Below are 19,930 nucleotides of genomic sequence, written 5' to 3' on the forward strand. Positions count from 1 at the left end.
CCATTCCTCGCACTCCTTACAACGGAATTGCTTAAAAGCCCACCCCAAAACTATTCTGAAAGCATGTTTCCTTATTTTGAAAAAGTAATATTTATACACTAGAAATTGTTATAATAAATTGGTAGAATATTTTATATATAGGAAATATTATATAAAATGATTTCCAATATAACAAAGGGGGAAAAAGGATGTCAGATCAAACACTACAACTGGTTTCGATTGGAATCTACTTAGCCGGTATGCTTTTAATCGGTTGGTATTCTTATCGAAGAACTAGCAATCTAACAGATTACATGCTTGGGGGAAGGTCATTAGGACCTGCTGTAACCGCATTGAGTGCTGGCGCTGCCGATATGAGCGGTTGGCTGTTAATGGGATTGCCTGGCGGCGTTTATGTAACCGGTTTAGCGAGCGCTTGGATCGCTATTGGTTTAACGATTGGCGCTTATCTTAACTGGGCACTAGTGGCACCAAGATTACGTTCTTACACTCAAGTGGCGAATGATTCTATTACCATTCCTAGTTATCTTGAAAACCGCTTTAAAGATAAATCAAACATGCTCCGTATTGTGTCAGGTATCGTTATTCTTGTTTTCTTTACGTTCTATGTTTCTTCGGGACTGGTTTCTGGAGCGGTATTTTTCCAGAGTTCTTTTGGTACAGACTATCTTACAGGTCTTTATATCGTCGGTGGAGTTACAATTGCCTACACCTTATTTGGCGGATTCCTAGCAGTAAGTTATACCGACTTCATCCAAGGATTAATGATGTTGATCGCCTTATTCCTAGTCCCAGCAATCGGTATTTTCATTACTGGCGGACCAACTGAAACGTTTGATACGATTCGTGCCATTGACGCAACAAAGCTTGATTGGTTTAAAGGCACAACCTTTATCGGTATTGTATCGGCAATGGCTTGGGGCCTTGGTTACTTCGGACAGCCTCATATTATCGTACGTTTTATGGCCATTAAAACAATTAAAGAAACAAAAAGTGCCCGCCGCATTGGTATGGGGTGGATGATTATTTCTTTAATTGGAACCATCTTTACCGGACTAATTGGTCTTGCGTATTTCCATAATAATACTGCACATAAATTAGAAAATCCTGAAGCAGTATTTATTTCGTTAAGCCAGATTTTCTTCCATCCACTTTTCGCTGGATTTGCCCTTGCTGCCATCCTTGCCGCAATCATGAGTACGATTTCTTCTCAGTTGATTGTTACATCCAGTGCATTAGTCGAGGATTTATACAAAGTAGTCATGAACAAAAAAGCTACTGATAAACGTCTTGTATTCTTAGGAAGAATGGCAGTACTCCTTGTTTCTGTTGTTGCAGGAGCACTTGCTTTTAAGCAAAACAGCACAATTTTAAGTCTTGTTGCATATGCTTGGGCAGGGTTTGGGGCTTCATTCGGTCCAATTATTCTATTAAGCTTATTCTGGAAAAAGATGAATAAATGGGGAGCCCTTTTCGGAATGATCGTCGGTGCCGTTACCGTTATCGTTTGGAAAAATGTTGGCCTTGGCGACACCCTTTATGAAATTGTTCCAGGTTTCGTTCTTAACTTCGCTGTATCTGTTATTGTCAGCTTGGCTACGTATAAAAAGAATGCAGAAATTGAAAAAGAATTTGATGAAAGCGTCCGCTTACTAAAAGATGTTTCATAATCCATTGAAAAACGCTCGGATTTTTCCGAGCGTTTTTTTATTCCGTCATTGCTTTAGCTAAAGTATCCAGTTTCATCACCGTATTCCAGTTCCTAACCGTAGCTGGAACACCAAGTTTTGGAAGCTGCGTCGCCAATTTGGAATCACGGATGCTTTGGCAGAAAAATAGATACACTTCTTTTCCGATTACTTTACATTCATCCCTACCACTTTCAAAGTTTTGCAAATGATTAATACCTTCGTGTGAAGGTTCGCCCCCTAAAAAGGCTATTTGGATGCTTTCTCCTTCTTTTAAGGTTTCTGTCGAGTAAGGGCAATCCTGGATAATCCGTTCATATTCACTAGCAGTTCTTAAAATAACCGGGACTGGAAATCCAAAAGTTTTCTGTATTTCTTCCTCCAATTGTCGACTAAGACTTTCCACAGTCTCACTTGATTCAAACAATACATTCCCGCTTTGTATATACGTTTTCACTTTATGTAACCCCATATCCTCTAATAGACTTTTGAGGTCTGCCATTTTAATCTTATTATGCCCGCCGACATTAATCCCCCGTAGTAATGCAATGTAAATGGCCATTTATGCACCTCGCTTTTTTTAATAGGTTCCTTCTATAAATCTTAACATCTTTCAAGAAAAGTAAACGACTAAAAATTAGCTACTTAAGCAGCCCTTTTATTTTCCACAAATTTCTTTGTACCTTTATGAAGAAAAGCTCTTTATATCAAGGCAATTTGCCTTTCTAATCAAACGTTTGATTAGTATCGAACCAAGCTAATCAAACGTTTGATTAAAAACTGATTTAAGGCTTATTAATAAAGGCTTTCACCCTTAAAAAGGGATGGAATCATGTCGACTAAATAGTATATTTCCCTTTGATAATCAGCAAACCCTGTTGAATGACTGCTTTTCTCCACGAATCATACAGACTTCGACATTTTTTCCTATATTTCTTTGTTAATCAAACGTTTGAATAACAAGGGGGAATTTCCTTTATTCGCTTTGTTTTTTCCCGGGAAATTAAAAAAAGAATGTCGAAATATGCTCGACTTTTTTCTCAAAAAAAGGCTGACAGAGTTAGTCTGTCAGCCTAATAATTTATCGCTTTTGTAATTCTTGTTGTAACAATTGATTGACCATTTGCGGGTTAGCTTGGCCTTTGGTTGCCTTCATCAGTTGACCAACAAGGAAGCCGACTGCTTTCGCTTTTCCATCCTTGAAATCTTCAATCGATTTCGGGTTGGCATCAAGGACTTCAGCAATAATTTTGAGAAGCGTTCCCTCATCGGAGATTTGAACCAGACCTTTGTCTTTCACGATTTGTTCCGCATCGCCACCATTTTCGATTAACTCTTTAAAAACGGTTTTCGCAATCTTAGAAGAAATCGTTCCGTTTTCAATCAGCTTGATCATGCTTGCTAAGCCTTCAGGGGTTAATGCAACTTGATCAAGTTCCTTCGACTCTGCATTCAAATAGGCAGAAACATCCCCCATGATCCAGTTCGATGCTAACTTCGCATCAGCACCACCATTAACCGTTGCTTCAAAGAAATCAGCCATTTCTTTAGTAACCGTCAAAACCTTTGCATCGTATACTGGCAAGCTGAGCTCTTCCACATAGCGTTTTTGACGCTGATCAGGCAGCTCAGGAATTTCTGCGCGTATTCGCGCCTTCCACTCCTCATCAATATATATGTCCATCAGGTCTGGTTCTGGGAAGTAGCGATAATCATCTGAACCTTCTTTAACCCTCATCAGAAGTGTAGCACCTGTTGCTTCATCAAAACGGCGTGTTTCCTGATCGATTTTTCCACCTGTAGAAACTACTTCTCTTTGGCGCTTTTCTTCATACTCAAGACCTTTGCGGACAAAGTTAAACGAGTTCAAGTTCTTCAACTCGGTTTTTGTTCCGAATTCTTCTTGACCCACCGGACGAATCGAAATGTTGGCATCACAGCGGAGTGAGCCTTCTTCCATTTTACAATCGGAAACACCTGTATATTGAATGATTGATTTTAATTTTTCCAAATAAGCATAGGCTTCATCAGGAGTCCGGATATCCGGTTCCGATACGATTTCGACAAGCGGTGTTCCCTGACGGTTGTAATCGCATAGGGAGTATCCTTTTTCGTGGTTCAGCTTTCCAGCATCCTCTTCTAGGTGAATCCGGGTAATCCCAATCTTTTTCGTATAGCCATTTACTTCGATTTCAATCCAACCATGCTCCCCGATTGGCTTGTCAAATTGCGATATCTGATAGGCCTTGGGATTGTCTGGATAAAAGTAGTTTTTGCGGTCAAACTTCGTGTGTGTCGCCACCTCACAGTTCAAGGCCATTGCCGCCTTCATCCCGAATTCTACTGCTTTTTTATTCAGAACCGGCAATACTCCCGGATATCCAAGATCGATGACACTTGTATTGGTATTTGGCTCGGCGCCAAAATGGTTTGGGCTGGCCGAAAAGATTTTTGATTCCGTTTTTAACTCAACATGGACCTCAAGTCCAATTACTGTTTCAAATTCCACTCTCTTCCCCCCTACAATCCTGGCTTCTGTTTATGAAAATCTGTTGACTGCTCAAACGCATGGGCAGTACGGTAAACGGTTGCTTCATCAAAATGCTTGCCGATGATTTGCAACCCTAGCGGCAAGCCGCCGTCGAAGCCGCATGGAATTGAGATTCCTGGTAAACCCGCAAGGTTTAAAGGAATCGTTAAGATATCATTGACGTACATCGTCAATGGATCATCGATCTTTTCGCCAATTTTAAAGGCAGGTGTTGGCGTTGTAGGACCTACAATGACATCATACTTTTCAAAGACATCTTCAAAATCTTTCTTAATCAAAGTACGAGCCTGCTGCGCCTTTTTATAATAAGCATCATAGTAGCCCGAGCTAAGCGCAAATGTTCCGAGCATAATCCGTCGTTTAACTTCTTCACCGAAGCCTTCTGCCCTGGTCTTTTTATATAAATCGATTAAACTTTCAGCATCCGGAGCACGGTAGCCGTAGCGGACACCGTCAAAGCGGGCAAGGTTTGCTGACGCTTCCGAGGATGAAAGTAAATAGTAGGTTGCAAGAGCATACTTCGAGTGAGGAAGCGATACCTCTTCCCAGACTGCTCCTTGGCCTTCAAGAACTTTTAATGCGTCTAACACAGATTGACGTACTGTTTCGCTAACACCTTCACCCAAATACTCTTTCGGAACGGCAATCTTTAAACCCTTCACATCACCTGTCAGGGCGCTGGCGAAGTTTGGTACATCAACGGGCGCCGAGGATGAATCCATTGGATCTAAACCGGAAATGGCTTGTAAAAGATATGCATTGTCCTCAACGGTTTTGGTAATTGGTCCGATTTGATCAAGTGAAGATGCAAACGCGACAAGGCCGAAACGGGAAACGCGCCCATAAGTCGGCTTCATTCCAACCACTCCACAAAAAGAAGCCGGTTGGCGGATGGAACCGCCTGTATCGGAACCTAATGAAAACAGAACTTCTCCTGCGGCGACGGATGCTGCTGAACCGCCCGAAGAGCCGCCTGGAACCGTCTCAAGATTCCATGGATTACGTGTTTTTTGGAAACGTGAGTTTTCGTTGGAAGAGCCCATCGCAAACTCGTCCATGTTTAGCTTACCAATGGTAACTGTTTCTGCCTGCTGTAGCTTCTGCACAACAGTTGCATCATAGATTGGATCGAAGTTTTCAAGAATCTTACTCGCACAGGTTGTCCGTAAGCCCTTTGTTACCATGTTATCTTTCAATCCAATCGGCATGCCAAAAAGCAATCCAGTTGATCCATCCGTGTGCAATTTTTCATCAAGCGATTTCGCTGTAAGGCGCGCCCGTTCTTCGTCTAACGTTAAAAAAGCCTGGACTTTGTCCTCGACCTGGGCAATTCGTTTATACGATTCATCAACAAGGTCTGAAACTTTAAGTTCTTTTTTATGTAAAAGTTCGTGCAGGTCTGAAACTTTATAATCAAATAAACTCACTTTTTTACCTCCTTACTCTCCCAATATCGATGGTACTTTTATTTGTCCGTACTGATGCTCCGGCGCATTTTTTAGTACCTCTTCACGCGGCAATCCTTTTTTTGGAATGTCCTCCCGCAATACGTTTTTCAAATCAAGTACGTGGTATGTAGGTTCTACATTTTCCGTATCCAATTCATTTAACTGTTCTGCAAAAGTAATAATCGCATCCAACTGTTTAGTGAATTTTTCAACTTCATCTTCGGTAACCGCTAATCGAGCCAGATTGGCAACATGTTTAACCTGTTCAGTGGAAATTCGTGACATATATCTTAACCCCCCATTCCCTTTTTTCAGTATTATTTTAATATTGATAATATCAAACTTTTCCGCTTTACTGCAATGATTACTCCATCAGTATTAACAATTCTGGGGTATTTTAGATTACTAGTATGAAAAAAAGGAGCAAGGCTCCCTTTTTATTCGTAGAACTCCATATGTGTCTTTTCCAGCTTATAATAGTCCATTCTGTCCTGCAACGTTCCTGTATGAAATTCAAACTTATGTCCATCAGGATCGGTGAAATAAATCGACTGTTTATCCCTTTCATCCCTTTCGCGGCCGGGAAGGATGTTGACGTTCAATCCTTTCAGTTTCTCGTACATTGGAAGGATATCCTCATCTTCGATTGAAAAAGCGATATGAGTATAAGATTGGTAGATTTCATTTCGGGGAATATCCTTTTCTTCATTAAGGGCAAGCCAGATTCCATTTAGGTCAAAATAAGCTGTGCGTCTCCCTTTCACGAGCAGTTTCGCATCAAAAACCTGTTGATAAAATTTAATTGATTCATCTAGGTTGTAAACAGAAAAAAGGAAATGGTTTAATCCTTTTACAGACATACATTCACCCCTTGTCATTAGCTTACTTTCTTTCTTTTTTTAGATTGCTTTTTTTGGGATTTGGAGAAAAAATGAATAATTTTAATAGGTAAGAAGCCCAAGAAACCTCCAAAGGTGTTTAAAATTAAATCATCGACATCAAAGCTGCCAAATTCAAATAACAGCTGCAGGATTTCGTAAGTTAAACTTAGGCTGAAAGCTGCAAGAATGACCGGTTTCATTTTTAGAAACTTTTTCGATAATAATGGTAAAATGAACCCTAAAGGGGCAAAGCCAATAATGTTTCCTACCAAATTCTCTATTCTAATAATAAAATTAATATCGGCTAGGTACAGATAAAAGTAGATGGTTTTAAAAGGAACAAAATTGTTGGAGCGCCAGTGGTATTCATTATAGGTAAAATTAAAATGATGAATAATCTCAGATAAAGGAATATATTTAAATAAAATAAGTTTAGTAAGTATGGCTAAATAAAGAAACAAAACTAGGGTTAAAGCAAATTTTTTTAATATGTTCATTCGTACACTGCTCCAAAATAATTTACATAGGCCATATAAAAATACCATATATTTTCAATCGTGTACCAGTTTAAAAAGGAGGAATTTATAATGGCGGAACATCACTTTCATTTAAAAGCTGTCTGGCCGGGATTACGGAATGATGTCGGCGAAATTGAAACCGGGAATTTGAAGACGAAAGTTTCAATACCACCTGAAATGAAGGGCCCAGGGGTTGGCACCAATCCTGATGAGATGCTCCTAGGGGCTGCCGCAAGCTGCTATATCATTACTCTTGCCGCCATCATGGAACGCAGTGGGCTTGAGAAAGAAAACTTAACGATGGAATCTGAAGGTATTGTCGATGTTACCAAAGGGGTAATTACTTATAAAAAGATAATTCACCAACCGCTTGTGGTTTTAAGATCGGATGCCTCCGAAAAAGATGTTGAATTAGCACATCGGCTTGCCAAAAAAGCGGAAGCCTCTTGTATGATTAGCCGTGCTGTACAAGGGAATGTTGAAATTGAATTGCAGGCAAATGTTGTCCTTGCTGCAGAATAATAGGCGTAGATCCGGTTTGGGACTACGCCTTTCTGTTAGACTTACCTTTTAAAAATCCTTGCAAATAGTCCCTTTTTCTTTTTTGCTGGCTTTTGTGTTGCGGGGGAGTTTTTCGTAATAAGTATTTCCTCTTTATCAATGGCATAGTTCATCGCCAAGATTAAGCCAAACTCAGTATCATGGCTTTTATTGGTTACAATGGTATGTTCGATTTTATTTTTGGTAGCGATTTTTACATACTTGGATAGATTCTCATAGCTCATGCTCCCATTTAGAAAAAGATGGGATCCAGGGTATTCCTTCATATACCGCTCCACTTGGGGATAAATCTTTGTTTCTGCTACTTGGCTTTTTAACAGCGCCACAATAATCCGCTCACGCAATGTTCCTAAGTATTTTCGCCGCTCATCTGGCTTTGTTTCTAAGGGGCCATGGATTCCTTGCTGCAAGACCTCTTCCACGGTTTGCTTTTTCAAAAAAATCAACTCCATATAAAAGGCTATTATTATGTATGATAATAACCAATTAAATGTGAATCTCCAAAAAAACACTATACAACAAAAATCCCTCCCTCCTATTAGGAGAGAAGGACTCGAATACAAATGTTTATTGTTTTGCAGTAAACTGTTCTTCTTCGGTAGAACCCTTCAAAGCGGTTGTAGAAGACGTTCCGCCAGTGATGACCATGGATACTTGGTCGAAGTAACCTGTACCAACCTCACGTTGGTGACGTGTTGCTGTGTACCCGTGCTGCTCGCTGCCGAACTCCGCTTGCTGTAATTCGGAGTAGGCTGCCATGCCGCGCTCTTTGTAGCCGCGAGCTAGCTCGAACATACTGTGGTTCAATGCGTGGAAGCCAGCAAGGGTCACGAATTGGAACTTGTAGCCCATTTTACCAAGCTCTTGCTGGAATTTCGCAATCGTTTCTTCGTCAAGTTTCTTTTTCCAGTTGAATGAAGGGGAGCAGTTGTATGCTAATAGTTTGCCAGGGAACTGTTCATGGATTGCTTCTGCAAAGCGGCGAGCCTCCTCAATGTTTGGCTCAGAAGTTTCGCACCAGATAAGGTCGGCATATGGCGCGTAAGCTAAACCGCGGGCAATCGCTTGATCGATCCCAGCTTTCGTGCGGAAGAACCCTTCCGGTGTGCGCTCGCCTGTAATGAATGGAGCGTCATTCATATCGATATCACTTGTGATTAAATCAGCAGCATTTGCATCAGTTCGGGCAACTAACACCGTAGGAACACCCATAACGTCGGCTGCTAAACGGGCAGCAATCAAGTTGCGAACCGCCGTCTGGGTTGGCAACAATACTTTTCCGCCTAAGTGGCCGCATTTTTTCTCGGAAGATAACTGATCTTCAAAGTGAACGCCTGATGCCCCTGCTTCAATCATCCCTTTCATCAATTCGAAGCAGTTTAATTGCCCGCCAAAGCCCGCTTCGGCATCGGCTACGATTGGAGCAAACCAGTCGATGGAGTTGTCGCCCTCAGAATGAGTGATTTGGTCGGCACGCTGCAAGGCTTGGTTAATTCGTTTGACGACGCTTGGTACACTGTTCGCAGGGTACAAGCTTTGGTCTGGATACATATGGCCAGAAAGGTTAGCGTCTGCTGCAACCTGCCAGCCGCTTAAGTAAATGGCTTTCAGACCGGCCTTTACTTGCTGAACGGCCTGATTACCCGTTAAGGCGCCAAGGGCGTTAATGTAATCCTCTTCGTTTAATAGCTTCCAAAGCTTTTCAGCGCCTTTTTTTGCTAAAGTATGTTCGATGTCAATGGAGCCGCGAAGCTTGATAACATCCTCAGCCGTATATGGTCTTGTGATCCCGTTCCAGCGTTTATCTAACTCCCAGCTTTCTTGCAAACCTGCTACTCTTGAATTTTTCATGTTAAATTCCTCCCTATTAATCTATTAATAATTTTTTTATAAACTCTCATATCCAGGTAAAGTTAAAAAGTCTACAAACTCATCATTTAAAATTAAGCCATCAAATAGATTAACAGCTTCATCAAATCGGCCCTCAGCATAGGCTTGTGCACCAATTTCCCGCTGGATTTTTTCCAATTCCTCTGTTTTAAACTGCTCATACATTTCGGCGGTTACCTTCCTGCCGTCATTTAGAACACCTTTCGGGTGGCGGATCCATTGCCAAAGCTGTGCACGTGAAATTTCAGCGGTTGCGGCATCTTCCATTAAGTTGTGGATAGGCGCTGCTCCTCTTCCTGATAACCAAGAAGCGACATACTGAATTCCTACATTGATATTGACCCGAACGCCTTCTTCGGTAATCTTGCCACCTGGTACTTCGAGTATATCCTGAGTCGTAACCGTGATTTTCTGCTGCTTTGTTGTATGAATTTGGTTAGAAACCGGCATTTCGCGGTTAAAGACTTCTAATGCCACCGGAACTAGACCCGGATGCGCAACCCATGTTCCATCATGGCCGTCGCGTGCCTCCCGCTCCTTGTCAGCCCGAACCTTTTCAAATGCTGCTTCATTCGTCTCAGGGTTATTTCGGATTGGAATTTGCGCCGCCATTCCGCCCATCGCTGGTGCCTTACGGCGGTGGCAGGTTTGAATCGTAAGTAATGAATAGGAGCGCATAAACGGCGCTGTCATCGTTACCTGTGAACGATCCGGAAGAATGACATCCTCGCAGTTGCGAAGCTTTTTCAAATAGCTGAAAATGTAATCCCAGCGGCCGCAATTTAATCCGGCTGAGTGATCCCTTAACTCATACAAAATCTCATTCATTTCAAATGCAGCCATGATCGTCTCGATTAATACTGTTGCTTTAATGGTTCCCTTTGGAATCCCAAGCTTTTCTTGTGCAAAAACAAACACATCATTCCAAAGCCGTGCTTCTAGATGACTTTCAAGCTTTGGCAGGTAAAAATAAGGGCCTGTTCCCCTTGCCAGTAAATTTTTTACATTGTGGAAAAAGTACATTCCGAAATCGAAAATGCTTCCTGAAATCGGTTTGCCATCCAATAGCACATGCTTTTCTTCTAAGTGAAGTCCGCGTGCCCGTACGAAAAGTACAGCTGTTTCTTCGTTAAGCACATATTTCTTACCATTTGGATTTTCAAAACTAATCGTCCGATTCACTGCATCTCTTAAGTTGATTTGTCCCTCGACGATGTTTTCCCATGTCGGTGAAGTGGCATCCTCAAAATCAGCCATAAATACCTTGGCACCAGAATTCAAAGCGTTGATAACCATTTTTCTGTCAGTTGGGCCGGTAATTTCAACCCGGCGATCTTGGATGTCCTGTGGAATCGGGGCAATCGTCCATTCACTTGTGCGGATATGCTTTGTTTCTGGAAGGAAATCGGGAAGTTGACCGTGGTTTATTTCCTCCTGGCGTTTTTGCCTGTTTTGTAACAGTTCAATCCGCCGGCCCCCAAACTTTCGCTCCAACTCTTCAATAAAACTCAAGGCTTCTGGCGTTAAAATCTCTTCATACTGGGCTTTCATAGCCCCAACCACTTCAATTCCAGTCGTTTGCGTCGACATGAACTAGATCACCTCTTTGTTATAATACAGTAACTTGCCTCGTTTTGTATTATATAACACGTTTTTTAAAAATGGAACTACTTTTCTGAAAATTTTATAAAAATAGGTAAAATAATCCTTTAGTCGTACTGTTTACTTCTTTTGTACTAGCATAGGTATAAAAAAAGCAGGTACCTCAATCTAAGGTACCTGCTTCAGAATCAAGCTCTTTATATAATCTTTGAAAATCCTTTTCTCGACTTTCACTATTTAAAGAATCTAGACTGACGATGGCAGTTAGCAATCTTTTTTTTAAAGAGGCATCCTTTACCTCTTCCAAAATCCATTGTCGTTTTGAAAATAAGAAATCCATATAAGCCACATACGACTCATCAAACTGCTGCTCAAGCTGCTCGCGGATTTTTCTTGCAAGCGTTGGACTGGCACCGCCAGTCGAAACAGCAATACATAAACGACCACGCTTGAAAAGGGCAGGAAGGTGAAAATTTGATTCATTAGGATCATCAGCTATCGTTACCAGCTGTTGATCATCAGCACAGTCTTTCACAAGTTGATTTAATTGCCGATCATTTGTCGCTGCAAAGATCATGAAGGCATCTTGGATATCCTCAACCGAAAATAGTTTTTGCTGCCAGACAATTTTATCCTCGCCGGCAAGTCTTTGAATTGCCGCTGTTGCCTCAGGACTAATGACAGTAAGGTGGGCACCGCTCTCGAGCAACCCTGATACCTTCCGCTCGGCAACTTTACCGCCGCCAACCACTACTACTTTTTTACCTTCAAGCCGTAACATGACCGGATAGAATGAGCTCATTGGCCAACCTCTAAATATTTCAATAGGGCTTCCTTGGTTGCCTGCTCCGGCATGCCATCCGACTGCAAGCCTGCAGCTTCAACAGCCGCCATTGTTTGTCTTCCCATGCTGATAACCTCTAAATCCTTCAGAAACGCTTCAACTTCTAGGCCGCAATCGTTCAATGCTTCCACAAATGGCTCGACCGCGGCGCTGCTAGGGAAGATCAATGTGTTCAAAGCTGCTTCTCCAATCATTCTTTTAAAAATAGGCAGAAACTGCTGGTCGATTTCTTTTTTGCTTGTTACCAACACATTTTTATAGCCTTTATTCAGAATGCTTGCGTCGCCGACAACAAGATAATCCCTTGACTCATCTGCTAGATTTGCTGTAAATCCAAGCCTATTTAATGCCTTGATGGTTTTGCTAGAGGCTCCAAAAAAGCTTGCTCTAATCGTTCTAATGTCCATTTGTTGGTCAAACACTGCTGAGAAAAATTCTTCCACATTTTCTGGTGATGCAAATAGAATTTTTTCAGAGGCCGTCGCTTTTGTAAGTTCAACTGGAACAGTCATCTTTTTCCATTTTGGAAATTCAATCACATCGGCGCCCTGTTCCATCAGATCTTTTGCCAATTCACTTGGGCTAGTGCCTGTACGGGCAAGTAATATTTGCCTGCCATACAAGGGCTTTTTCTCGAACCAGCTAATTTTTTCGCGAATGGAAATGACCCCGCCGACAAGAATGATAGATGGGTTGCTGAACTTTGCTTCCAAAACCTTCTCTGAAATATCAGTAAGCGTGCCCTGGAGCGTTTTTTGCCGCCCAAACGTACCCCACTGTATCAAAATAACCGGTGTTGTGGCTGGTTTTCCATAGCGAATAAGATTCTCACAAATGAACGGTAAATTCCCTACACCCATGTAAAACGCAATCGTATCAACGCCTCGGGCGAGACTTTCCCAATCCAAATTCGGTTTACCGTCCTGGGATTTATCATGGGCTGTAACGACAGCAAACGATTCTGCATGCGCCCGATGTGTGACCGGAATCCCTGCATATAAGGGGGCTGCAATCCCGGATGTAATACCTGGGACGATTTCAAAAGGAATTTGATGCTGAGCCAGGGCGGCCGCTTCTTCGCCAACTCGGCCGAAAACGCCAGGGTCGCCGCCTTTTAAACGGACAACCACCTTGCCTGCTAAGGCTTTTTCAACCAAAAAATCGTTAATATTTTCTTGGCGCATAAAATGGCGCTCTGGCAGCTTGCCGCCATAGACCAGCTCACTGTTTTCAGGGGCATATTCCAATAGCTTCGGGTTGGCAAGCCGGTCATAAAGAATGACATCCGCTTGCTTGATTGCTTCTAATCCTTTTACGGTAATTAACCCGATATCCCCCGGCCCTGCTCCAACTAAAAATACTTTTCCTTTTTTCATCGTGCAGCCATCCCTCCATGTTTACCTATTCAAGTACTACAAAAATAATATCATTTTCTAATTCTACCTTAAACGTTCGGACTTGTCCTTCATCCGGTGCCTGGACATTTCCATCTAGCAACGAGATTTTCCAATCATAGACTGGACAGTACACGTAATTACCACTGACAAGTCCTTCAGAAAGGACACCGCCTTTTGGGTGGGGACTGCGATTTTCGATGGCAAACACTTGGCCATTCGATAGTTTAAATAGGGCAATTTCCGTGTTATCTATTTTAATTGAATAGCCTGCTCTCATTTTAACATTTGAATAGTGTGCAACTGGAATCCGAGTTATTGTTTGCAGCATGTTCAATCACTCCCCCACCTTAACAGTGTGTTTAGAATAATATTTATCTTTAATTTCCTCGCTTTGAATCGCTTCATTCCAAGGTTCATTATATTTTTTCAATGTTTTATCCATTCGCTCATTCAAGGCTTTACGCGTTTCGGCGTTTGCTAGAACTTCTTTTACGTGTTCAAGTCCCACGCGCTCCACCCATTTAGATGTACGCTCCAAGTAATTCGCTGTTTCCCGATAGTATTGCAAATAAGCACCTGTCATTTCCATTACTTCATCTTGCGTTTTGACTGTACATAGCAAATCTCCTGGGCGAAGATCGACACCGCCGTTACCGGCCACATAAATCTCCCAACCACCATCAATACCGACAAAGCCGATATCCTTGATTCCTGCTTCTGAACAGTTTCTTGGGCAAGCGGATACCCCCATTTTTACTTTATGCGGTGTATCGAGACGTTCAAATTTCTTTTCAAGCTCAATTCCAAGCGCCATTGAATCCTGTGTACCATAGCGGCAGAACTGGGCGCCGACGCAGGTTTTTACCGTGCGAAGCGTTTTTCCATAAGCATATCCAGATGGCATGTCAAGCTCTTCCCACATATTTGGCAGGTCTTCTTTTTTGACACCGAATAATCCAATCCGCTGTCCTCCTGTTAATTTTACAAGAGGAACATTATATTTTTCAGCAACTTCAGCAATTTTTTTCAAATCCGCTGCCGTTGTCACTCCGCCATACATTCTTGGAACAACAGAGTACGTCCCGTCCTTTTGGATATTCGCATGCATTTTTTCATTTACAAGACGAGAATCACGATCATCCTTATATTCATCCATGTGAAGCATGCCAAGATAGTAGTTAATCGCCGGACGGCATTTCGTACAGCCCTCTTCATTGTTCCATTCCAGCACATTCATGACTTCTTTCACACTGGTTAAGCCTTTAACTTTGATTTCTTCAATCAATTCCTCGCGGCTTAAGGCTGTACATCCGCAAATACTTGCTTTCTGGGCAGCTGCAGCATCAAATTGGTCCCCAAGTGTATGGGCAAGAATTTGGCTGACCATCGGTTTGCAGCGTCCGCAAGAACGTCCTGCATTCGTGCAGTGGCTTACTTGATCAAGTGTAGTCAAGCCTTGTGTTTTAATCGCCTCGACAATGGCGCCCTTTGTGACTCCGTTACAGCCGCAAACCAGTTCATCATTTGGCATGGAGGCCACATCCCCACCTGCCTCAGCGCTGCATTCTGTTTGAAAAATCGAAACACCAGTGATATCTTCTTTTTTCGTCAGCATTCGGAATAACCTTGTACTGTCTTTTGTTTCCCCATACATCACAATTCCGACAATCGTATTATTTCTTGTTAAAACTCGTTTATAGATGCCTTCGAATTCATTGTAAACCATGATCGATTTTGTTGAACCATCTTCAAAAATCTCTCCTGCAGAGAAAAGATCAACCCCTGCAACCTTGAGCTGCGTTCCGGTCACGGACCCTGTATAGGGCTCTCCAACCATTCCAGAAATACGGTTTGCGAGCACTTTGCCTTGTTCATATAACGGCGCAACCAGGCCATAAACCATTTCTCTGTGTTCTGCGCATTCCCCAACTGCGTACACATGCGGTGTACTTGTTTCCATAAAATCATTCACAACGATTCCACGGTTTACATAGATGCCGCTGTTTTTAGCTACTTCTGTATTGGACTTAATCCCAATGGCCATGACCACAAGGTCTGCTTCCACTTCAGAGCCGTCTTTAAAGCGCAGGCCTGTCACACGCTCGTCTCCAAGGATCTCAACTGTTTGTTTTTCCATCAAAAAGTTCATGCCTTGTGACTCTAGTTCCGCCTTTAATAAGGAGGAAGCAATTGGATCTAATTGGCGTTCCATCAAATGCGGCATAAGGTGAACGACATCTACTTGCATTCCTAAGTTCAGTAAGCCTCTAGCTGCTTCAAGACCAAGGAGCCCGCCGCCGATTACTACTGCTTTTTTGTATTGACTGGCTGATTTGATCATCATTTCACAATCATTAATATCACGGAATCCGGTCACGCCGATTTTGTCCGCGCCAGGAATTGGTAGAATGAAAGAATTCGATCCTGTGGCAATAATCAATTCATCATACTCTACTTCACGGCCTTGGTTGCTAATCACTCGTTTTTTTTCCACATCGATTTTGACTACAGCTTCACCTGTAAATAATTGAATATGATTTTCCTTATACCAATCTAAAGGATTAATAATGATTTCATCAAAGTTGGCATCCCCTTGCAGGATGTATGATAATTTAATACGGTTATAGTTTGGATGCGGTTCTTGTCCAAAAATAGTTATTTCAAATTGTTTTGGTGCTAGTTTAAGAATTTCTTCAATTGTTCTAACGCCAGCCATTCCGTTTCCGATCATCACTAATTTTTTCATGTTGGGTCACTCCCTATATATTAGTCGTTCATTAATTACGTTTTTCATATTTTTCTCTATAGATATATTGTAATTACCTGTCAGCGAAAAATTTGTGACGTTCGTCACTTTTAAACAACATCTGTGAATGGTTTCACATTATTGTCATAAACCTTATTTTGCTGGATAATAAGTTTAAAAATGGAATATTTTAGAATAAATGGGGGGCTATATGGAAAAATCTATTTTTTCAACTACTAGACAATATGATTTAGATTGGATTCGCGTCTTAGCAACGCTTGCCGTATTTCTTTATCATTGCTCGATGTTCTTCAATCCCTTTCCGTGGCATGTGAAAAACAATCAACTAGACTCAGGCGGAATCTTAGCCTTTTCGCTGTTTGTTGGCTCCTGGCTTATGCCCATCTTTATTGCTGTATCTGGAATAAGTGTAGTCTATACCCTGCAGAGGCGAACCGGATCCGTGTATATTCGAGAGAGACTAGTACGACTTGGAGTACCGCTTTTGTTTGGAGTGGTATTCTTGACCCCTCCACAAGTTTTCATTGAACGTGTTACTCACAATCAGTTTAATGGCTCTTTTTTTGACTTCCTCCCTCATTATTTTGACGGTTTGTATTTAAGTATTGGCGGAGATGGAAACTTTGCTTTTTTTGGTTTGCATTTATGGTACTTACTTGTTCTTATGGTATTTTCACTTCTTACCTTGCCTCTTTTTAAAAAAATAAGCAGGTATAACAAGTTTGGTATGATTCATTTTTTCATCCTACCTATTTTGTTGTTTTTAGTAGGACCGATTAAAACAGTCAATTTAGGCGGATGGGATATTATTTTTTATTTAGTCCTCTTTATTTATGGCTATTACTTTTTATCCAATGAAGCATTTAAACCTGCTCTTCGAAGAACGATTAGGATTCATTTTAGTATCGCTATTATTACATCCATTGTTTTCATCATATGGTTTATGAAGGCATTCCCGAAGCCAGGTACAATTAACGACATTATTTTTTATTCTGTTCATGCGTTAAATTGCTGGAGCTGGCTGTTATGTATTTTCTTTTTGGCAGACAAACATTTAGCTTTTCCAAACCGTTTCTTAAAATATGGCAGTGAAGCCTCGATGCCTTTTTATGTGCTGCACCAGCCTGTCATTGTGTTCCTTGGATATCTTATTTATGATTTGTCGTGGCCAATGCCCGCTAAGCTTATTTTTCTGATAACGGTTTCGTTTGTAGTGATTATGCTTTGTTATCAGCTAGTGATTAAGCGCATTCCTGTTTTGAGATTTTTGTTTGGGATAAAAAGTACAGCAATTTTAAAGAAAGGCTCTGCTAGTAATGCTATTTCACAATCATAAAGAAGAGGGTGCCCATTTATTATTTGGGCACCCTCTCTCATTAGGCTGGCTGTTTATTTTTTTTCAAAAGAGTGAATGGTTTTACCAGTGAATTCAAAACGGGGGCTATGGCACCAATTAATGCAACAGGGACAAGTTCCCATAATACCAACGGAGGAGTGATTAGAATGCCAAACCGATGAATGGCAAATAAAACAAGAAAGTAGGCTGCACTCCCCATAAGGCCTGCCAGCCAGTTGGTTTTTTTAAATAAGAAAAAGAAGAGAGGAATCAAGATGATCGTAATCGGAACATAAGAAGTTGGGTAGTTTACTGCAGCAAAGATGGATTTACCAACAAATCTTAGCAGGATATATAGGGCCGCTGCCGCGACAGGAATAGAAAAATTACGATAAATCCTAATGATAATAATGGTTAAGGAGGCTACCATTAGCACGGAATAAATCGGATAAACCCATTCCGGTATGCCGCCAAATATTTGTGAGGCCGGGTCTGAGATTAATTCTAGTATTTCATTTGAGGCAATTGATTTACCATGAATATACTGGTCATAGGAAATCGCTCCATTTTCCTGCTGCATGTTTGGAAACAAGAAACATTCAAGAAGAAACATCGCAAACCACGTATGCATGGACTTCCACGTTGGTTGCACGTCCCGACTATAAATATAGTAGCCTCGCCAAACGCCAAAAATCATAATATCAGTGGCAATGTAGTAAATAAAATGAGTCGGGCTCCATGTTGTTAAATCAATGCCGTAGGCAATATGATAAGTAAAATCTAAGGGAATTCCAATTAAAAATAGTGCATAGCCGATGGTTATAAGGTTTCTTGAAAAACGATCCATATAATGTGAGCGCCGCCATTCTTGGATGAGCAAGATGGCCCCAAGAGCAAATCCCATCGTATTGACGATATGAGGTATGGAGTATTCTTCAAATAAATACTTAAAATGATAGGAGGCATCCCATGCGGAACCAATGAATTTTAATAAAAAGGCAATTACCCACAAACGATAATATTTCAATATACCTTCCCCCTTCGCTTAACCAAGTAAATCAAATATATCCCCATAAATAGCGATAAGGATATAATTAATCGCTATGGCAATTCCAAACGTAATTCCCGCTATCCGAGCATTTCTTTGTGTAAATAATCGATACATAAAAACAATTCCAGAGGCGACAACAAAAATGTTGCATAATAAAAAAGTCCAAAGCAAATTTTCACTATGGGCAACTGCTGTAACATGTAATAAATAGAACGGTATCAACTGGCCAGTTCCTCCATTAATTGAGCAATTCAAACATAATCACTTCTTTATTTTAATGACGAATTATTTCGTAAAATTGTTTCAGTATTATTGTGACTTCTTCTCTATATTATCATTATATTAACTATTGTTGAGTAGATTACTTACAAAAAATTCTTGCATTGGATTTAATAGGAATTGTATATTAATAAAATGGACCTTAGTCTGAAAGGAGTATGACTTTTGCGACATTTTATTATTCCCCTATTAATATTATCTACTTTGCTTATATCTGCATGTAATTCAATAAAAGTGCCTAAGTCTACGATGGACCATCAAATGAGTGCTACTCCCACAAATGTGGTGCCAACAAATTCTGAATGGAAAATCTCGGATCATCCGAAAGCGAACGAAGAACTGCCCGTTTCAATTTTGATAATGGATAAAGCGGGAAACCCCATTAAATCCTTCGAAACTGTTCATGAGAAAAAAATGCATTTATTTATAGTTAGCAAGGATTTATCTTATTTTTCTCATATTCATCCTGAATATAAAGGAAATGGAGAATTTGATATCACTACGGTATTCCCCTCAGGTGGAGATTTCAAACTCCTCTCCGAATTCACACCTAAGGGCGGTGGTGATCCTAGTGTGGAAAGCAAGTGGGTTCAGATAGAGGGTGAACCAGCAAAGGGAGTGCCTCTCATCCCTGATAAGAAGCTAACTAAAGTGATTGAGGATAAAAAAATCTCGCTCTCGTTTGTAAATTTGAAGGCTGGAGAAACTTCACATCTGACATTTACTATCCATGATGCTAAAACCAATAAACCGATTAAAGATCTGGAGCCATATTTAGGGGCAATGGGCCATGCTGTTTCGATGAGCGGTGATGCCGAAAAATACCTGCATATTCATCCAATGACCATGGAAGGGAATGGACCGAAGGTTACGTTTATGACTATTTTTCCTGATAAGGGAATCTATAAAATTTGGGGGCAATTTCAGCAAAAGGGGAAAGTCTTTACGGTTCCTTTTGTAATAAGAGTTTCTTAACCTTGTGAAGGACATTTCTCTGGGTTTCTTGATGGGTTTTGTCCTTCATTCAGTTTATGAAAGACATTTGCCTGATTTTCATATTGAGTTTTGTCATTTATATAACTTTTACATCAAAAAAACCTCTTCTCAAATCTAGAGA

19 protein-coding genes are annotated in these 19,930 nt (G+C 41.0%); 4 read left to right on the top strand and 15 right to left on the bottom strand.

The window, feature by feature from the left end; genetic code table 11:
* Positions 1–188 precede the first annotated feature (188 nt).
* Complete coding sequence (gene putP / locus ABES02_RS09385) at positions 189–1,670, top strand: sodium/proline symporter PutP (RefSeq protein WP_430133385.1); 1,482 nt, start codon at positions 189–191, stop codon at positions 1,668–1,670.
* 37 nt (positions 1,671–1,707) lie between these two features.
* Here the strand turns inward: putP and ABES02_RS09390 are convergent, their stop codons facing one another.
* From ABES02_RS09390 to ABES02_RS09415, 6 genes are all read right to left on the bottom strand, one after another.
* Entirely contained in the window at positions 1,708–2,250 is a 543-nt protein-coding gene (locus ABES02_RS09390; protein WP_430133388.1) for a DUF1697 domain-containing protein, read from the bottom strand.
* A 519-nt stretch (positions 2,251–2,769) separates the two neighbouring features.
* Positions 2,770–4,197 (bottom strand): Asp-tRNA(Asn)/Glu-tRNA(Gln) amidotransferase subunit GatB, encoded by a 1,428-nt coding sequence (gene gatB, locus ABES02_RS09395; RefSeq protein ID WP_430133391.1) that lies wholly within the window; start codon positions 4,195–4,197, stop codon positions 2,770–2,772.
* An 11-nt stretch (positions 4,198–4,208) separates the two neighbouring features.
* Entirely contained in the window at positions 4,209–5,666 is a 1,458-nt protein-coding gene (gene gatA / locus ABES02_RS09400; RefSeq protein ID WP_430133394.1) for an Asp-tRNA(Asn)/Glu-tRNA(Gln) amidotransferase subunit GatA, read from the bottom strand.
* A gap of 12 nt (positions 5,667–5,678) precedes the next feature.
* Complete coding sequence (gatC, locus tag ABES02_RS09405; RefSeq protein WP_430133397.1) at positions 5,679–5,972, bottom strand: Asp-tRNA(Asn)/Glu-tRNA(Gln) amidotransferase subunit GatC; 294 nt, start codon at positions 5,970–5,972, stop codon at positions 5,679–5,681.
* 152 nt (positions 5,973–6,124) lie between these two features.
* On the bottom strand, positions 6,125–6,547 hold the full coding sequence (gene fosM, locus ABES02_RS09410; protein WP_430133400.1) for a FosM family fosfomycin resistance protein: 423 nt from the start codon (positions 6,545–6,547) through the stop codon (positions 6,125–6,127).
* Between the two features lie 17 nt (positions 6,548–6,564).
* Positions 6,565–7,065, bottom strand: a complete 501-nt coding sequence (locus ABES02_RS09415) for a VanZ family protein (RefSeq protein WP_430133403.1) — start codon at positions 7,063–7,065, stop codon at positions 6,565–6,567.
* A gap of 90 nt (positions 7,066–7,155) precedes the next feature.
* On the opposite strand from ABES02_RS09415, the gene ABES02_RS09420 reads away from it, so the two are divergent.
* Positions 7,156–7,608, top strand: coding sequence for an OsmC family protein (locus tag ABES02_RS09420; protein WP_430133406.1), 453 nt, complete (start codon positions 7,156–7,158; stop codon positions 7,606–7,608).
* A gap of 41 nt (positions 7,609–7,649) precedes the next feature.
* On the opposite strand, the gene ABES02_RS09425 is transcribed toward ABES02_RS09420, so the two are convergent.
* The 7 genes from ABES02_RS09425 to nirB form a co-directional block, all read right to left on the bottom strand.
* Positions 7,650–8,084 carry a YueI family protein gene (locus tag ABES02_RS09425; RefSeq protein ID WP_430133409.1) on the bottom strand — a complete coding sequence of 145 codons (435 nt, stop codon included), beginning with the start codon at positions 8,082–8,084 and terminating at the stop codon, positions 7,650–7,652.
* Between the two features lie 130 nt (positions 8,085–8,214).
* Complete coding sequence (gene aceA, locus ABES02_RS09430; RefSeq protein ID WP_430133411.1) at positions 8,215–9,498, bottom strand: isocitrate lyase; 1,284 nt, start codon at positions 9,496–9,498, stop codon at positions 8,215–8,217.
* Positions 9,499–9,534: 36 nt separating this feature from the next.
* A complete protein-coding gene (gene aceB, locus ABES02_RS09435; protein WP_430133414.1) occupies positions 9,535–11,127 on the bottom strand; it encodes a malate synthase A in 1,593 nt (530 codons plus the stop codon).
* Between the two features lie 175 nt (positions 11,128–11,302).
* Positions 11,303–11,941 carry an NAD(P)-binding protein gene (locus ABES02_RS09440; RefSeq protein ID WP_430133417.1) on the bottom strand — a complete coding sequence of 213 codons (639 nt, stop codon included), beginning with the start codon at positions 11,939–11,941 and terminating at the stop codon, positions 11,303–11,305.
* A complete protein-coding gene (gene cobA, locus ABES02_RS09445; protein ID WP_430133420.1) occupies positions 11,938–13,359 on the bottom strand; it encodes a uroporphyrinogen-III C-methyltransferase in 1,422 nt (473 codons plus the stop codon). Before cobA ends, ABES02_RS09440 begins: the two co-directional genes overlap by 4 nt.
* Positions 13,360–13,384: 25 nt before the next feature.
* A complete protein-coding gene (nirD, locus tag ABES02_RS09450; RefSeq protein WP_430133423.1) occupies positions 13,385–13,708 on the bottom strand; it encodes a nitrite reductase small subunit NirD in 324 nt (107 codons plus the stop codon).
* Between the two features lie 6 nt (positions 13,709–13,714).
* On the bottom strand, positions 13,715–16,126 hold the full coding sequence (gene nirB / locus ABES02_RS09455; protein WP_430133426.1) for a nitrite reductase large subunit NirB: 2,412 nt from the start codon (positions 16,124–16,126) through the stop codon (positions 13,715–13,717).
* Positions 16,127–16,337: 211 nt separating this feature from the next.
* On the opposite strand from nirB, the gene ABES02_RS09460 reads away from it, so the two are divergent.
* Positions 16,338–17,483, top strand: coding sequence for an acyltransferase family protein (locus ABES02_RS09460; RefSeq protein WP_430133428.1), 1,146 nt, complete (start codon positions 16,338–16,340; stop codon positions 17,481–17,483).
* A gap of 40 nt (positions 17,484–17,523) precedes the next feature.
* Here ABES02_RS09460 and ABES02_RS09465 read toward each other — a convergent pair whose 3' ends face one another.
* The gene (locus ABES02_RS09465; protein ID WP_430133430.1) at positions 17,524–18,510 is read right to left on the bottom strand and encodes a hypothetical protein; all 987 of its coding nucleotides are present in this window, start codon (positions 18,508–18,510) and stop codon (positions 17,524–17,526) included.
* Positions 18,511–18,528: 18 nt separating this feature from the next.
* Complete coding sequence (locus ABES02_RS09470) at positions 18,529–18,789, bottom strand: hypothetical protein (protein ID WP_430133433.1); 261 nt, start codon at positions 18,787–18,789, stop codon at positions 18,529–18,531.
* Positions 18,790–18,978: 189 nt separating this feature from the next.
* Between ABES02_RS09470 and ABES02_RS09475 the strand changes: the two genes are divergently transcribed.
* The gene (locus tag ABES02_RS09475; RefSeq protein ID WP_430133436.1) at positions 18,979–19,788 is read left to right on the top strand and encodes a hypothetical protein; all 810 of its coding nucleotides are present in this window, start codon (positions 18,979–18,981) and stop codon (positions 19,786–19,788) included.
* Positions 19,789–19,930 lie beyond the last annotated feature (142 nt).

The organism is Neobacillus pocheonensis (assembly GCF_050477905.1).
Taxonomy (GTDB): Bacteria; Bacillota; Bacilli; order Bacillales; family Cytobacillaceae; genus Neobacillus; species Neobacillus pocheonensis_A.

Coding starts and splice junctions, on each gene's coding strand:
- aceB (WP_430133414.1), bottom strand. CDS start 11,127: ATGTCGACGCAAACGACTGGAATTGAAGTGGTTGGGGCTATGAAAGCC.
- fosM (WP_430133400.1), bottom strand. CDS start 6,547: ATGTCTGTAAAAGGATTAAACCATTTCCTTTTTTCTGTTTACAACCTA.
- ABES02_RS09415 (WP_430133403.1), bottom strand. CDS start 7,065: ATGAACATATTAAAAAAATTTGCTTTAACCCTAGTTTTGTTTCTTTAT.
- nirD (WP_430133423.1), bottom strand. CDS start 13,708: ATGCTGCAAACAATAACTCGGATTCCAGTTGCACACTATTCAAATGTT.
- ABES02_RS09460 (WP_430133428.1), top strand. CDS start 16,338: ATGGAAAAATCTATTTTTTCAACTACTAGACAATATGATTTAGATTGG.
- aceA (WP_430133411.1), bottom strand. CDS start 9,498: ATGAAAAATTCAAGAGTAGCAGGTTTGCAAGAAAGCTGGGAGTTAGAT.
- cobA (WP_430133420.1), bottom strand. CDS start 13,359: ATGAAAAAAGGAAAAGTATTTTTAGTTGGAGCAGGGCCGGGGGATATC.
- nirB (WP_430133426.1), bottom strand. CDS start 16,126: ATGAAAAAATTAGTGATGATCGGAAACGGAATGGCTGGCGTTAGAACA.
- ABES02_RS09390 (WP_430133388.1), bottom strand. CDS start 2,250: ATGGCCATTTACATTGCATTACTACGGGGGATTAATGTCGGCGGGCAT.
- ABES02_RS09420 (WP_430133406.1), top strand. CDS start 7,156: ATGGCGGAACATCACTTTCATTTAAAAGCTGTCTGGCCGGGATTACGG.
- ABES02_RS09440 (WP_430133417.1), bottom strand. CDS start 11,941: ATGAGCTCATTCTATCCGGTCATGTTACGGCTTGAAGGTAAAAAAGTA.
- putP (WP_430133385.1), top strand. CDS start 189: ATGTCAGATCAAACACTACAACTGGTTTCGATTGGAATCTACTTAGCC.
- gatC (WP_430133397.1), bottom strand. CDS start 5,972: ATGTCACGAATTTCCACTGAACAGGTTAAACATGTTGCCAATCTGGCT.